Origin of the sequence: Vibrio sp. St2 (assembly GCF_947311885.1) — a bacterium.
Lineage (GTDB): Bacteria > Pseudomonadota > Gammaproteobacteria > Enterobacterales > Vibrionaceae > Vibrio > Vibrio coralliilyticus.
Window position 1 is genome coordinate 260,493 of sequence record NZ_CAMZNA010000004.1, and the last position, 15,295, is coordinate 275,787.

The window sequence follows — 15,295 nt, forward strand, 5'->3', positions numbered from 1 at the left end:
TATTTTTCATTCATTTTGAGTGAGAAACAGTGCCAGAGAGGCCAAACTGTGGGCGGTAGAATAGCAAATTTAACGATAAATTAAAATCTCATCATTTTGACCAACATAGCAACTTAAGACTAAAGTTCTATGATTTTCCTTGCTTAATTCCGTCAATTCCCTGCTTTGAGAATGGGAGATTGACGAAATAAATTATTGAATAACTATTTAAAGCTCGTCCCTATAATCAGGTAGATAGAATCGAAATTTTGTTCTGTTCGACCATAACCAAACATGACTGGCCCAACGGGGGAGTCAACCCCCGCAAACACTGAGCCCGCAGCATATAGTGGTGCGGTATCAAGTTTGACGCTTGGATCTGACCACACACCGCCGTATTCAAACGATGCCCCTAAATAAAACGGGGAAGAGAACAGACCAAAATCATTGTCGAACCAGCGATAACGGTACACTAAACTACCAAATGCTTTGTTCTGACCAATCAAGCTGTTACGTGGAATACCTGATAAATTGAGAAAACCGCCGAGCTCTTTGGGGTCGATAATAAGAGAGGAGTTTTTACTTTCTACCACCCCAACGTCGAGGTTTGCGACCAAAGTATGGCGAGAAAAGCTATTGGCGTAGATGATCTTAGCGCCATATTCATAAGCCGTATCTTCATCATGACCATCGAAGACACTGCCTGGACTGCCGACGCTTTCATCATGCGACACTAAGTAATCCAGATTCAGGTACAAACCCCTACTTGGCAAACTGTAGTTATCTAAGGTGTCGATGCGATAATTGGCAAATGCGCCTAATCTCTTAAATGACACATCGCCTAGTGATGGCAGCGACGCGAGTTCTCCAGAACCATCGGTGTATCTGACACCGACTTTAAATCGGCGCCACAAGGTATCTTGGTAACCAATAGCCCACTCAGACTCCCATTCAGTGAAAGATATCGGGATAAAATCTTGAGTCGCTTTTAGTGACGGTATGTCGCCCCCATCTGGTGGCACATTAACCTTCTCATTGCTAAAAGTAATACCCAAAGTGGTAAAGAGATCTGAACTGGAAAATAACGGACTATAAAGCTCACCTTCTAAGAGTTTATCCGTGCCCATTTCAACATTGAGGGTAAACTCTGCACCGTATTCATTCAGATCAGTAAAATTGGTCGATATCCCTATCGCGTACTGGCTGTCAGTGTCAAAGTCATCTTCAAGGAAGAAACGGAAGTTCACATAGTTCGGCCCCCAAGACTTTTCTTTGACGTTAACAATCAAGGCATCTTGATCATCAATTTTGTCATAGCGATAAGTGATCAATTCAAAACGATCCAGCGCGTAAAGGTTCTGAACACCCTGCTCGACTTCGGACGTTTTATAGCGATGACCCGAATCAAGACCCAAGTGCTTTTTTAGTACATCATCACTGTAATGAGTGTGGTTATGGATAACGACTTTATCGACCTTAATTTCATCGCCATATCTCAGTTTTCTGCGTACATCCTCTTTGTGATCAACGTAATCCTGATACTCAGATGAAGACACGCTGTAGCGTTTGAGTAATTCTTGGTTTTGAATGGCAATTTGATAACCCTTTTTAAACGCTTCGGGCATCTTGTCAAACTCTGTCGTTTCCATATCGCCAACTTGAGGCTTAAGGAAAACATCGTCTTCCGTCAGCGTTTTGGCTTGACGATTAGTCGTGCTACGCACTAAATAATTCGACAGTTGATCCGCTACGGTGAACAAGGTTGTGAAGTCTTCTTCGTCTTTGTAATCGGTACTAATATCAACCGCAATAACGATATCTGCACCTAGATCTCGTGCAACATTGACAGGCATGTTGTTGGTTACACCGCCATCCACCAGAAGCTGACCATTGAGTTCGTAAGGCGGTAACGCCCCCGGAACCGACATACTGGCCATCATTGCATCAACGAGGTAGCCGTTTTTTATAACAACAGGTTTGAGCTCCAGAATGTCGGTTGCGACTGAGCGATAAGGAATGGCAAGTTCATCGAAAGACTCAAACGGTGGAAGGTTGCCAGACGATTCACGCAGAATTCTGAGCATTCCCTGCCCTTGCACAATACCGCGCGCGGCACGCACTCCATTCCAGCCGAGGCCTAAATCTGTCGTCAGCTGGAATCGGTCTTCGTATTCTTTGTCGCGTACACGACGTTGGCTACGATCAACCCGATCGCGGTAGCCACTGTTCCAATCTATGGTCTCAGTCAGGCTTTCAATTTCATCCGCACTCATGCCTGTTGCGTACAAGCCGCCCACGTAGGCCCCCATGCTGGTACCCGTGATATAGTCGACAGGAATTCTGAGCTCTTCAAGCGCTTTCAAAACACCGATGTGTGCCGCCCCCTTGGCACCACCACCTGCTAGAACCACCGCGATTTTTGGCCGTTCTGATGCAACATGCTCTCCTGTATCAGAAAACGCCATGCGTGGTAACACAACCGCAGATATAAATAGAAGCCAGACTAGTTTTTTCACTCTAGAGTTCCCGTCTCATTCGCAAACGTACAGAAGCCGATAGCTTTATATTATTGACACAACCAACTGTTTACCAACTAAATATTTTCTTAATCCATTGAGTGGGTTTGCTGTCACACTGCTGCTTGAGCACATTGTTTGTGTCCCAAACTGGCAGCTTAAACTGGTTATCGCAGTCCAGTTGCAGGCTGCCTTGTTCAGTATGAGAAAAACCAAGAGTACTGATTCCCTTTGGCCAAGGTAACGTCAGTTTTTCCGGTATGCGGTGGTTGAGATATTCTGCATAGACTCGTAACGCACCGCTGGAACCCGTAAGTTTTGTTGGCTTATTATCATCTCGACCAAGCCAGATAGTTGTTACTTCGCGTCCATCGACACCAACAAACCAGCTGTCACGCGTATCGTTACTGGTTCCCGTTTTTCCAGCTAACGCCGCCCAGCCAAACTGGCTGTTGAGATAACGGCCAGTGCCTTCTAAGACGCCGCGTTTCATAGCGTAGGTCGTCAGCCAAGCTGCTTGCTGGTCGATAGTTTGAGACATTCGCGGCAGTGACTGATATAGCGCATTACCTTCTAAATCGACCACCGAGCGCAGTGCAGACAACGGAGCGCGCTTACCTGAATTGGTCAACGTCTGATACATTTGAGCGACCTGGAATGGCGTTAATGTGAAGGAACCAAGGAACATTGATGGCACAGGACGAATTTCATTTCTGTCAACACCCAACTTCTCCAAAGTATTGACAACATTTGGAATGCCGAGCTGCATACCTAGCTGCACAGTCGGTACGTTGAGAGATTTTGCCAATGCAATGTACAAAGGCACATCCCCTCGAAACTTACGGTCATAGTTGCGCGGCGACCAAACACTGCCTTTTGAACCCTTAAGGCTGATCGGTTTATCGTGCAAAGTCGTAGCCAGATTATATTTGTCAGGCTGCTCCAAAGCGGTGAGATAGACTGCTGGTTTAGCTAACGAGCCTATCTGACGACTGGCATTCAGCGCACGATTGAATCCATCATAGCCTGTCCGTTTACCTCCGACCATAGCGCGTATTTCTCCGGTATGGCGGTCAACGGCGATTGCAGCTCCTTCAAGTGACTTGCCTGCGACTTTGCTAAGCTGAGGTATTTTCTTGGCAATAGCCTGTTCCAACTCTTGTTGAGAAACCGGATCGAGAGATGTAAACACCCTGAGGCCAATGTCCGACTGAAACGCATCACCAACTTTCTCTTTCAGCTCAATCTTCAACTGCTGAAAGTAAGCCGGCTGGCGGCTAGCAATACGAGGATTATCCTGAATGTCCAGTGGGCGACTAGCTGCCATATCGTACTGGTTAGCACTCAGGATCCCCTGCTGCATCATCAGACGAAGCACTAAATCTCGACGCTCTTTGGCTCGCTCAGGAAAGCGTACCGGGTTGTAATAGGATGGCCCCTTTACCATACCCACCAGTAATGCGAGCTGGTCAATGCGCAGTTCTTGAATCGGCTGCCCAAAGTATAAGCGGGAAGCTAATCCAAAGCCGTGAATGGCTTCTCCGCGACTTTGTCCTAAATACACTTCATTCAGATAACCTTCCAGAATACGATCTTTGCTGTAGCGATAATCAATGATCAATGCGATGTAGGCTTCACGGATCTTACGCCAAAGCGTTCGATCACTGGAGAGAAAGATGTTCTTCGCGAGCTGCTGAGTCAGGGTACTCCCCCCTTGCACCGTACGACCCGCTTTGACATTGGCAACTAATGCTCGGGCAATCGCAAACGGGGATACTCCATCATGCTGATAAAAGTCTCTGTCTTCAGTAGCCAGTAATGCATCAACCATGACTTCAGGAAACTGATCACGCCTCAAGAACAGACGCTGCTCATCATGATTCTTCTCCAGCATGCCCAACATCTTCGGCTCGATCCGCAAATAGCCCAGATCACCGGAGGATTCGAGCGACTGAATACGAAGTAAGCCAGAACGGTCAAAATGCAGCATCACATGACGATCAGGCTCCGGCCCATCAGTAAACTCAAACGGACGGCGAATCAGTTCAATTTTGGTTGACGACGACGAATACTCACCAGGATAACGAGGCTGGCGTACTTTACGGTAGTTGAGCACATCGAGTTCGTTGCGAACTTCCTGAATCGAAATCGAATCGCCCGGAGAAAGGTTAAGAATGCGAGCGTAAACCACGGTCGGCAGATCAAACAGCTGACCTTCGAAACGCTGTTTAACCACACTGTCTAGGTAAATACCGACAAACAGCAGTAAGGCAAACCCAGCAAGACCAAGCTTCCAGGTCACTCCCCATACAATTTTCAACCAGCTACGTTGGCCTTTTGGGGTTGGCTTGCGTCTCGCTGTCGCCCGTTTGCGAGCAGGTTTCTTGGTTGTTTTAGTTTTGCTGCTCGCCGGTGTTTTTTTCTTGGTCATTATTTCAGTTGTCGCTTAGTTTTGGTCGTTGCCATATGGTTAGCCGGATCGTCTGGCCAAACGTGCTTGGGATAACGCCCTTTCATTTCTTTTTGCACTTCTTTGTATGCTCCCGCCCAAAAGCTAGCTAAATCCTGCGTTACTTGCAGCGGTCGCTGTGCTGGGGATAGTAATTCCACCACTAAGGTTTTACGCCCCTCAGCAATGTGAGGCGACCTCTGTTCGCCAAACATTTCCTGCATTCGCACCGAAAGTACCGGCTCTTGACCAAATTGATAACGTATCTTCTTCTTCGAACCTGTTGGTACGATGTAGTGCGTCGGTAACCATTGGTCGATTTCCTGACTGAGTGGCCAAGCAATATAAGCCATTAGGGCAGGCTCCAAATCCACTTTAGCTAGCGCTTTAAGTGAACTTACTCCAACTAGATAAGGCTCTAACCATTGTTCTAGATTATCCAACAATTCTGCATCAGAAACACCGGGCCATTGATGTTCTGGTAACCATTCAGCTGCGCAGCGAATACGCTCTAAGGTTTCTAGACTGCTTGTTGACCAGTTTAATACGCCCAAGCCTTTTCGACGGACACAGTTGAGTAAAGCCTGAGTAATTTTTTGTTTATCTGGCTCAGGGAGTGGACGACGTTCAATCACCAATCGCCCAAGGTTACGTTGATGTTCTGCTATCAATCGCCCTTTGTTGTCGTCCCAATCGACACTTTCTTTCTCCTCAATCAAATGAGGAAGCCATTTCTCGATTGCAGTGATGTCCAGTTCCGCGGCGAGAAAAACTCTTGAGGCATCAGAGTGGCTACGCATCAAATCCGCCACCACCAAATACTCAGCGGTCGCGAGGCGTTCGTCATCGGCCATTTCAGCCCCATGACCGTTCGCCAATAAGAACTTACCCGCCTGCCCTTTTCTCAGTTGGCCAATACGGTCCGGAAAAGCCGTTGCCAAAATCACTGCGACTAGAAACTCATCAACGTCTTGAAGCGAAAAGTTCACAGATAACTTACGCGCCAAAGCTTGTCCACGCTGCAGCACGATTTTCTGTTTGCTGTGAAGGCCGCGCTTAAAGCGATCAATACTGTGCATGAAATCAAGCACGTTGCGCTCAGGCTCTTCTATTAAAGCAGCCACCGCTGAGGCGGTATTTTTCCAGCACTGTTGCTCAGAGTGCATCAACATCGCAGCGATTCGCGGCTCAACACCAAGCTCGCTTGCCAGCCGACCATGTTCGGTTAACTGGTGGTTGTCATCTAAAAGCCCCAGTTTGTTCAGTAAACGGCGAGATTGATTCAGGCTACTCTGAGGAGGGATATCAAGCCATTTCAGCTCAGTGACAGCCGCTGCGCCCCACTGTGCTAACTCTAATGTTAATGCAGCCAAATCTGAGTGAAGAATTTCCGCCGAAGGTACTTCTGGTTGCTGATTCAACTGGCTTTCACTGTACAGACGCAGGCAAATCCCCGGCTCAATACGCCCGGCACGCCCTGCACGTTGCTCGGCTGAAGATTGCGCAATTCTACTTTGATCCAGTTTTGTCACACCGCTTTTTAAATCAAACTTCGCCACTCGCTCTAACCCTGCATCCACAACCAAACGAATGCCTTCGATCGTTAATGACGTTTCAGCAATATTAGTCGCCAGCACCACCTTACGTTTACCCTTGGGTGCTGGCTGAATTGCCGTTTGTTGCTGAGCAAAACTAAGTTGTCCGTACAAAGGGCATACTTCGACGTTATCTGGCAGGTCACCCATTATCTCAGCCACACGCTTTATTGCCGCAACACCAGGTAAAAAAGCCAAAACAGAGCCAGATTCTTTGCTGAGCAGCGAAGCAATTTGCTTTGCCATCACCTCTTCCAATCGCTCATTCGGTTTTAGCGGCTGATAGCGATATTCAACAGGAAAACTGCGACCTTGAGACTCAATGTATGTCGCATCCGGCATCAGTTGGCTCAACGCCCGTTGATCAAGTGTTGCCGACATCACCACCAGTTTTAGATCCTCACGAAATGCTTCTTGAATCTCGAGGCTGAATGCCAATGCGGTATCGGCATGAATGCTACGTTCATGAAATTCATCAAAAATTAGCAGTGAGATACCATCGAGTTCAGGATCTGACTGGATCATTCGGGTCATAATGCCCTCAGTCACAATCTCCAACTTAGTATCTGGGCCTACTTTGGTTTCTCCCCGCACTCTATAGCCCACCTGCTGACCGACATTTTCTCCCAGTTGCTGAGCCAAATAACGAGCGATATTACGCGCAGCAAGACGTCTGGGTTCAAGCATGATGATTTTCCCTTCAACAACATTCTCACGAAGCAATTGCAGAGGAAAGTAGGTGGATTTACCGGCACCGGGCGCAGCTTTGAGGATAACTTGAGAACGAGTTCGCACGCTTGAGAGTAGCTCATGCATCACGCTCTCGATAGGCAGCTGTGACAATGGAAAAACCTTATGGTGTAATGATGTGAATATTGTACATAAATCCAGTTCTAAATGAAGTTTGATCCCCCACTCGAATCTGCAATCTTAATTAAGCGCTACAAGCGCTTTCTGGCTGATATTACCTTGCCAGATGACAGCGAACGTACCATTCACTGTGCCAACACAGGGGCAATGACCGGTTGTGCGACTGCCGGCAACACCGTTTGGTACTCCACATCCGATAACCCTAAACGCAAATACCCCAATAGTTGGGAGCTGACACAAACTTCGAATGGGCATCGTATTTGCATCAACACTGCACGTGCCAATCAATTGGCGGTTGAAGCAATTGAAGCGGGTGTTATTAAAGAATTACAAGGTTACGAGCAGCTCAAAACAGAGGTCAAATACGGTAGTGAAAATAGCCGGATTGATATCTTGCTCAAATCACAACACCAACCAACGTGCTATATAGAGGTGAAAAGCGTTACGCTACTTGATGAGGAAAAACAAGGACAAGGCTACTTTCCCGATGCTGTGACCACCCGTGGTCAAAAGCACCTGAGAGAGCTCACAGAAATGGCGCAAAATGGAAGCAGAGCAGTACTTTTGTTCACTGTTTTACATTCAGGGATTGAAAAAGTCTCTCCAGCACACCATATAGACGCAAAATATTCACAATTGTTGAAAAGCGCACAGGAACAAGGGGTGGAAGTTTTGTGCTACAAAGCGGAGCTTTCAAACACCGAGATGAAGCTGGTGGAACGTATCAATTTCACCTATTGAGAGAAAAAATGATGTCGCCTTCACATAGGCAGCAAGTTTACTCTCTAGAGTTTGCCTCGAATTGTTCTTTTTGCTATAGATAGCCGCCTTAAAATTTAACTGCGAGCGCAGTTGACTAGGTGTTAGTAGGAGATGCTGCATGCCAGAATCGAAGAAAAAAGCGCTAGGCATCCTAGCCATTGCAGGGGTTGAGCCATACACAGAGAAAGCTGGTGAAGAGTACATGTCACCAGAGCAACTGGCTCATTTCACGAAAATTTTGACAGCATGGCGCAACCAGCTCAGGGAAGAAGTTGATCGCACCGTTCACCATATGCAGGACGAAGCGGCAAATTTCCCAGATCCAGTTGACCGTGCGTCTCAGGAAGAAGAATTCAGCCTAGAGCTGCGCAACCGTGACCGCGAACGTCGCCTAATCAAGAAGATCGAGAAAACGTTGAACAAAATCGAAGAAGATGAGTTTGGCTTCTGTGACTCTTGTGGTATCGAGATTGGTATTCGTCGTCTGGAAGCTCGCCCAACCGCAGATCTGTGTATTGATTGTAAGACACTGGCCGAGATCAAAGAAAAGCAGATGCAAGGCTAAACCACTGCTTTTGACCAAAGAATCAAGGGAGCGTATGCTCCCTTTTTAGTTTTATTGCGACAAAAAGTGTATGAGTTATATAGGACGCTTTGCCCCGTCACCTTCAGGCCCGCTTCATTTCGGCTCTTTGGTTGCCGCGCTAGGCAGTTACTTACAGGCCAAATCTCAACAAGGACAATGGTTGGTTCGAATCGAAGACCTTGATCCACCGAGAGAAATGCCCGGAGCTTCCGACTTAATCCTCAAAACGCTCGACGCCTATCACCTTCACTGGGACGGTGAAGTGGTCTATCAAAGCCAGCGACACGCTTTGTATCAAGAACAGATAGAGCGATGGCTAAACGCACAGCAAGCGTATTACTGCAAATGCACGCGTAAGCAAGTCAAAGCAATGGGTGGCTTTTACAACGGAACCTGCCGTCAGCTCACACTGACGAATCATTCTGAGTGTGCGATTCGCCTCAAGATGACATATCCAGTCTACTATTTTGATGATCGCAAACACGGCCGACTCAACATTCCCTCGCAACTGGCAGATGAAGATTTTATTATAAAGCGCCGAGACGGATTATTTGCGTATAACCTTGCAGTAGTATTGGATGATATTGAGCAAGGTGTGACTGAAGTCGTCCGTGGCGCCGATTTGATCGAGCCAACGGGGAGACAACTCAGTCTCTATCAGATACTGGGGAAAATACCCATTCGTTATCTGCACCTGCCTTTGGCACTTGATGAGCATGGTCATAAATTATCCAAGCAGAACCATGCGCCAGCGATTGATAATGGCAACCCAAAACCCGCTTTGATTGAAGCCATGCGCTTCTTAGGTTTTGATATTAATAGGGAAATTGAACAGGCTGATATAGAAGATATCATAGAGTGGGGAGTCAAAAACTGGCATATCAACCAGTTACCTGACACGACTGAAATCAAAGCAAGATTCTCAAACCGCTCACTGTAAGCTATTATTAGCCGCAAATTCGCCCCAAGGGCATAAACGGAATCATCAGCAAGTCCTATACAGGCATACTCAACACTAGGTATTTCAAGACATGCCTCGCTAATGAGTAACAGATGCACATGACTAAAAACGACTATACACCAAGCGAAAAAGACAGTTATCCAGAGTTATCTCTGAACATTATTACTCGCCAAGAGCATAATATCTCTCGCAAGCAAATCAGCGACAATGCATTGAAGGTGCTATACCGACTTCATGGTGCAGGCTTTGATGCCTTCCTTGTCGGTGGAGGCGTGCGCGATCTGCTGCTTGCACAGAACCCAAAAGATTTCGATATCGCAACCAATGCCACACCTGAGCAAATTCGCCAGTTGTTCAAGAACTGCCGCCTGATTGGCCGCCGTTTTCGTCTAGCGCATATCATGTTTGGCCGCGATATTATTGAAGTAGCGACTTTCCGCGGTCACCATCAAGAAACCAGCAAAAATATTTCTCAGCAATCGAAAGAAGGCATGCTGTTGCGCGATAACGTCTATGGCACCATTGACGAAGACGCGGAACGCCGTGATTTCACCATCAATGCGATGTACTACAACATCGGTGATTATGCGATTCATGACTATGCTGGCGGTAATGAAGACTTAGAAGACAGATTAGTGCGCCTGATTGGCGACCCTGAAACGCGTTATCGTGAAGATCCAGTTCGCATGCTGCGTGCCATTCGTTTTGCCGTAAAGCTAGACTTCGATATCGAGGAAGATACAGCAGCACCTATTGAAGAAATGTCACCACTGCTACGTGATATTCCATCGGCACGCCTGTACGAAGAATCACTCAAGATGCTGCAATCAGGTTATGGTTTAGAAACCTACCACCTGATGCGTGAGTACAACCTATTCCAGCAACTCTTCCCTGTCATCTCTGAAGACTTCACAGAGGAATACTCCTCAAAAACCGAGCAGATGCTGGATCTCGTTTTAGATTCTACTGATCAACGCATTGAAGAAGGCAAACGAATTAATCCTGCTTTCATGTTCGCGGCTATGTTGTGGTACCCACTGCAAGCCCGTGCAGAATTACTGATGGAGAAGCGTAAGCTCTCTGCCTATGATGCCATCATGGAAGCCAGTAATTACATCCTTGATGAGCAGGTTCGTACTATTGCCATCCCTCGCCGCCATACCGCAACGATTCGCGAAATCTGGCAATTGCAACTTCGCATGCCACGTCGTAATGGCAAACGCGCTTTCCGCTTAATGGAACTTAACAAGTTCCGTGCTGGCTTTGATTTTCTTGAAATGCGCGGTGAAATTGAAGGTGGTGAAACTGAACAATTAGCCAAATGGTGGGAAACCTTCCAAAACGCAGGGCGCAACATGCGTCAGTCCATGGTGGCAGATTTGGACGCAGAGTCTCCTGAGCAGGGCAAAAAGCGTCGTCGTAAACCATTTCGCAAGAAAAAAACCAAGGCTTCAACATCATGAGCACTGTTTTTATTGCGGTGGGCAGTAATCTTGCTGATCCCGTTACACAGGCGAATGATGCTATCGAAGCGCTTAAGCAACTGCCAAAATCCCAGTTTAAGCAAAGCTCAAACTTGTATAGCAGTACCCCAATGGGGCCGCAAGACCAACCGGATTACATCAATGCGGTGGTCGAAATCACAACTGAATTAACGCCACTTGAACTGCTCGATTGCACTCAAGCTATCGAGCAAGAGCAAGGGCGTGTCCGTAAAGATGAGCGATGGGGCCCAAGAACCCTGGACTTAGATATTGTTCTTTACGGCAATGAGGTGATGGATTCCGAGCGTCTGACTGTTCCTCACTATGGAATGAAGGAGCGCGAATTCGTGCTCTACCCGCTCGCGGAAATCGCACCAAATTTAACCCTCCCATGTGGGACCAGACTGGAAGACCTATTAAAAGTCGTTGAGCAAAACGGTCTGCGTATTTGGCAATCATAGCCAACTCCTTAAAAGGAAAAATCATGAAAAAAATCACCATAAACGACCTAATGAACTGGAAGCAGGAAGGTCGTAAATTTGCTACTTCTACAGCTTATGACGCGAGCTTCGCTCAACTCTTCGAAAGTGAAGAAATGCCAGTACTACTGGTTGGCGATTCACTGGGCATGGTTCTGCAAGGCACACGTGACACACTCCCAGTGACAGTGGAAGAGATTGCTTACCATACTCGCTGTGTGCGTGCTGGCAGCCCTAACTGCCTGCTGATGGCTGATATGCCATTCATGAGCTACGCGACACCTGAGCAAGCGTGCGAAAGTGCCGCTCAGATCATGCGAGCTGGTGCAAACATGGTCAAAATTGAAGGCGGCGATTGGCTAGTCGATACAGTCAAAATGCTAACCGAGCGTGCCGTACCTGTGTGTGCTCACTTAGGTCTGACGCCACAATCGGTCAATATCTTTGGTGGTTTTAAAGTTCAAGGGCGTGATCAAGACAAAGCAGACCGTATGGTTCGCGACGCATTGGCACTCCAAGAAGCGGGTGCGCAGGTGATCTTGCTTGAGTGTGTACCACGTGATCTTGCAGCGCGCATTACTGAAGTATGTGACGTACCTGTCATCGGTATCGGTGCTGGCAATGCCACCGACGGCCAGATCTTAGTCATGCATGATATGTTTGGAATTTCAGCCAATTACATGCCGAAGTTCTCAAAGAACTTCCTTGCTGAAACGGGCGACATGCGTAAAGCTGTAGCTATGTACAAAGACGAAGTTGAAAGTGGCGCATTCCCAGGTGAAGCCCACACAATTGCGTAAGGATTTGACTGATGCAAACTTTTGCTGAAATTGCCGCTCTTCGCGAGCAAATCAAACAGTATAAGCGTGACGGCCGCAAAATCGCCTTTGTTCCGACAATGGGGAACCTGCATGAAGGTCACCTCACTCTAGTTCGTAAAGCGCGTGAGCACGCTGACGTCGTCGTGGTAAGCATTTTTGTCAACCCGATGCAGTTTGACCGCAGTGATGACCTTAACAACTACCCACGTACCCTGGAAGATGACCTCAGCAAACTGAGTGGTGAAGGCGTTGAGATTGTTTTCACACCAACCCCAGAAGTAATTTATCCAGAGGGTCTAGACAAACAAACTTCAATCGAAGTCACTGGGTTGTCGAATATCCTTGAAGGTGCCTCGCGCCCCGGTCATTTCCGTGGTGTTGCGACAGTGGTAACCAAGCTATTTAATATTGTCCAACCCGACGCCGCTTGCTTCGGTGAGAAAGACTTCCAACAGCTGGCTGTCATTCGCAAAATGACTGAAGATTTGGCAATGGACATTAATATCGTTGGCGTCACTACGGTACGTGAAATGGATGGTCTAGCGATGAGCTCACGCAACGGCCTGCTGACGATTGATGAACGACAACGTGCGCCGGTACTCGCACGTACAATGCGTTGGATCAGCAGCGCTATACGTGGTGGACGTGATGATTACGCTTCTGTGATTGAAGATGCCAGCGATCAGCTTCGTGCTGCTGGGTTACAGCCGGATGAGATTTTTATTCGCGATGCACGCACTCTCCAAGCCGTCACAGCAGAGACGACTCAAGCGGTGATCTTAATGTCCGCTTTCTTAGGCAAAGCCCGTTTGATCGATAATCAAGTCGTTGAAATGGTGGTAGAGGCGAAGGAAGAGGAAAACACTGAAGCCTCGTCAGAAAGCGCTGAATAGCGAGAAGCAAGCACAAAAAAGGGTTGACGTTAAAGCGTCAACCCTTTTCTTTTTGGTTCAATAAGCGATTTGACAATTAGCTTCGCAGACCAATGCCTTTAGTCACCAAGTAGTGGGCTACTGCATATAAGGCAACGACAAATACACCAAGCACACCGAATGAGGTCACAATCCCAACATCCGAAACACCCAAGAAACCATAACGGAACGCATTGACCATATAGACAATCGGGTTGATTTTCGACACGCCTTGCCAGAATTCAGGCAACAGACTAATCGAATAGAAGACACCACCGAGATAAGTGAGCGGAGTCAGCACAAAAGTGGGGATGATCGAAATATCATCGAACGTCTTCGCGTAAACCGCATTGATCAAGCCACCTAATGAGAACACCACTGACGTCATAAAGACTGTTGCGATGATAATGCCCCAGTGATCTACTTGCAGATCAACAAAGAACAGCGACACAAAAGTCACAATAGTACCGACCAGTAAACCACGTACTACTCCGCCCATGACAAATCCCCAAATGATCACATAATTAGGGACAGGAGCCACCAATAGCTCTTCAATATTTTTCTGAAATTTAGCACTGAAAAAGGACGAAGCCACATTGGAATATGAGTTGGTGATGACAGACATCATGATCAAGCCCGGCACTATATATTCCATATAGCTAAAGCCGTTCATTTCACCAATTCGAGAACCGATCAGGCTACCAAAAATAATGAAGTACAGAGTCATAGTGATCGCCGGTGGCACTAGTGTCTGAACCCAGATTCGAGTAAAACGATTAACCTCTTTGGTCAATAGGCTACAAAAAGCAGTCCAATAAATACGGTACATTTTACTGGCCTCCTTCGCGGACAATATTCACAAACAGCTCTTCTAATCGATTGGCCTTATTACGCATCGACAGCACTTTGATGCCCTGCTCCGTCAATTGACTAAAAATGGCATTGAGCCCTTCACTCTTCTCGATTTCAATTTCCAGTGAACCGTTGACGACACTCTGGCTATTCACGCCTTTCAGAGGAGGCACTTCCACTCCATCTTCCAAATCAAGAATGAAGGTTTCCACATGAAGTTTGTTCAACAATGCTTTCATTGTGGTGTTTTCTATCAGCTCACCTTTACTGATGATCCCTATGTTGCGACATAGCATTTCAGCTTCTTCAAGGTAATGAGTCGTCAAAATAATCGTGATGCCTTCTTGGTTAATTTCCTTAAGAAACTCCCACATAGAACGACGCAGTTCAATGTCGACTCCAGCAGTCGGCTCATCCAGAATCAACAACTTAGGCTCGTGGACCAAAGCACGAGCGATCATCAGGCGACGCTTCATTCCGCCAGATAAGTTTCGTGCACGTTCGTTACGTTTTTCCCACAAATCGAGCTTGGTTAAATACTTTTCGGCTCTTTGTTTCGCCAAAGTGCGGGATACGCCATAGTACCCTGCCTGCTGTAGCACGATTTGTTCAACCGTTTCAAACTGATTGAAGTTGAACTCCTGAGGTACTAAACCTAAATTCTGCTTGGCCAGCTCCAAGTTCTGATCAATGTCGTAACCAAACACTTTGACCTTACCAGACGTTTTGTTGACCAGAGAGGAGATCACCCCAATGGTCGTCGACTTACCGGCACCATTAGGCCCCAATAAGGCATAAAAGTCGCCTTTGGCGACGTTGAGGCTAATACCCTTCAGCGCCTCAAATCCCCCCGCATAGGTTTTGCGGAGTTGTTCAATTTCTAATGCGTACATAGTTTTCAGTGTAATTGTTGGTTTTGTGCGGATGTGGGTAACGTGCGTATGCCGTTAGAGTGCCGCGAATGTAATTCAGTTTATCGTTGAATAACGATGAATACAATTACACGATTCGATTTATTTGGAAATATGAA

At 47.0% G+C, this 15,295-nt stretch carries 12 protein-coding genes; 7 read left to right on the plus strand and 5 right to left on the minus strand.

Features of this window, described 5'->3' with window-relative positions; all coding sequences use genetic code 11:
• Positions 1–203: 203 nt before the first annotated feature.
• The 3 genes from QMA41_RS14855 to hrpB all read right to left on the minus strand — a co-directional run bounded on the left by QMA41_RS14855 (position 204) and on the right by hrpB (position 7,382).
• On the minus strand, positions 204–2,444 hold the full coding sequence (locus QMA41_RS14855) for a patatin-like phospholipase family protein (protein WP_281630097.1): 2,241 nt from the start codon (positions 2,442–2,444) through the stop codon (positions 204–206).
• Between the two features lie 121 nt (positions 2,445–2,565).
• The gene (gene mrcB / locus QMA41_RS14860; RefSeq protein WP_171347472.1) at positions 2,566–4,926 is read right to left on the minus strand and encodes a penicillin-binding protein 1B; all 2,361 of its coding nucleotides are present in this window, start codon (positions 4,924–4,926) and stop codon (positions 2,566–2,568) included.
• Positions 4,926–7,382, minus strand: a complete 2,457-nt coding sequence (gene hrpB / locus QMA41_RS14865; protein ID WP_281630061.1) for an ATP-dependent helicase HrpB — start codon at positions 7,380–7,382, stop codon at positions 4,926–4,928. The genes mrcB and hrpB overlap by 1 nt, the downstream gene beginning before the upstream one ends.
• Before the next feature lie 54 nt (positions 7,383–7,436).
• Between hrpB and sfsA the strand changes: the two genes are divergently transcribed.
• From sfsA to panC, 7 genes are all read left to right on the plus strand, one after another.
• Positions 7,437–8,150, plus strand: a complete 714-nt coding sequence (gene sfsA, locus QMA41_RS14870) for a DNA/RNA nuclease SfsA (protein WP_099607670.1) — start codon at positions 7,437–7,439, stop codon at positions 8,148–8,150.
• A gap of 139 nt (positions 8,151–8,289) precedes the next feature.
• Complete coding sequence (gene dksA, locus QMA41_RS14875) at positions 8,290–8,736, plus strand: RNA polymerase-binding protein DksA (RefSeq protein WP_006958112.1); 447 nt, start codon at positions 8,290–8,292, stop codon at positions 8,734–8,736.
• Between the two features lie 70 nt (positions 8,737–8,806).
• Positions 8,807–9,697 (plus strand): tRNA glutamyl-Q(34) synthetase GluQRS, encoded by an 891-nt coding sequence (gene gluQRS / locus QMA41_RS14880; RefSeq protein WP_229630146.1) that lies wholly within the window; start codon positions 8,807–8,809, stop codon positions 9,695–9,697.
• 113 nt (positions 9,698–9,810) lie between these two features.
• Positions 9,811–11,181 carry a polynucleotide adenylyltransferase PcnB gene (gene pcnB / locus QMA41_RS14885; RefSeq protein WP_019276926.1) on the plus strand — a complete coding sequence of 457 codons (1,371 nt, stop codon included), beginning with the start codon at positions 9,811–9,813 and terminating at the stop codon, positions 11,179–11,181.
• Positions 11,178–11,663 carry a 2-amino-4-hydroxy-6-hydroxymethyldihydropteridine diphosphokinase gene (gene folK, locus QMA41_RS14890; RefSeq protein WP_019276927.1) on the plus strand — a complete coding sequence of 162 codons (486 nt, stop codon included), beginning with the start codon at positions 11,178–11,180 and terminating at the stop codon, positions 11,661–11,663. Before pcnB ends, folK begins: the two co-directional genes overlap by 4 nt.
• A gap of 23 nt (positions 11,664–11,686) precedes the next feature.
• On the plus strand, positions 11,687–12,481 hold the full coding sequence (gene panB, locus QMA41_RS14895; protein WP_006958115.1) for a 3-methyl-2-oxobutanoate hydroxymethyltransferase: 795 nt from the start codon (positions 11,687–11,689) through the stop codon (positions 12,479–12,481).
• Between the two features lie 11 nt (positions 12,482–12,492).
• Positions 12,493–13,395 (plus strand): pantoate--beta-alanine ligase, encoded by a 903-nt coding sequence (gene panC / locus QMA41_RS14900; protein ID WP_019276929.1) that lies wholly within the window; start codon positions 12,493–12,495, stop codon positions 13,393–13,395.
• 76 nt (positions 13,396–13,471) lie between these two features.
• On the opposite strand, the gene QMA41_RS14905 is transcribed toward panC, so the two are convergent.
• Entirely contained in the window at positions 13,472–14,242 is a 771-nt protein-coding gene (locus QMA41_RS14905; RefSeq protein WP_006958117.1) for an ABC transporter permease, read from the minus strand.
• Between the two features lies 1 nt (position 14,243).
• Complete coding sequence (locus QMA41_RS14910; RefSeq protein ID WP_021457059.1) at positions 14,244–15,158, minus strand: ABC transporter ATP-binding protein; 915 nt, start codon at positions 15,156–15,158, stop codon at positions 14,244–14,246.
• Between the last annotated feature and the right edge of the window lie 137 nt (positions 15,159–15,295).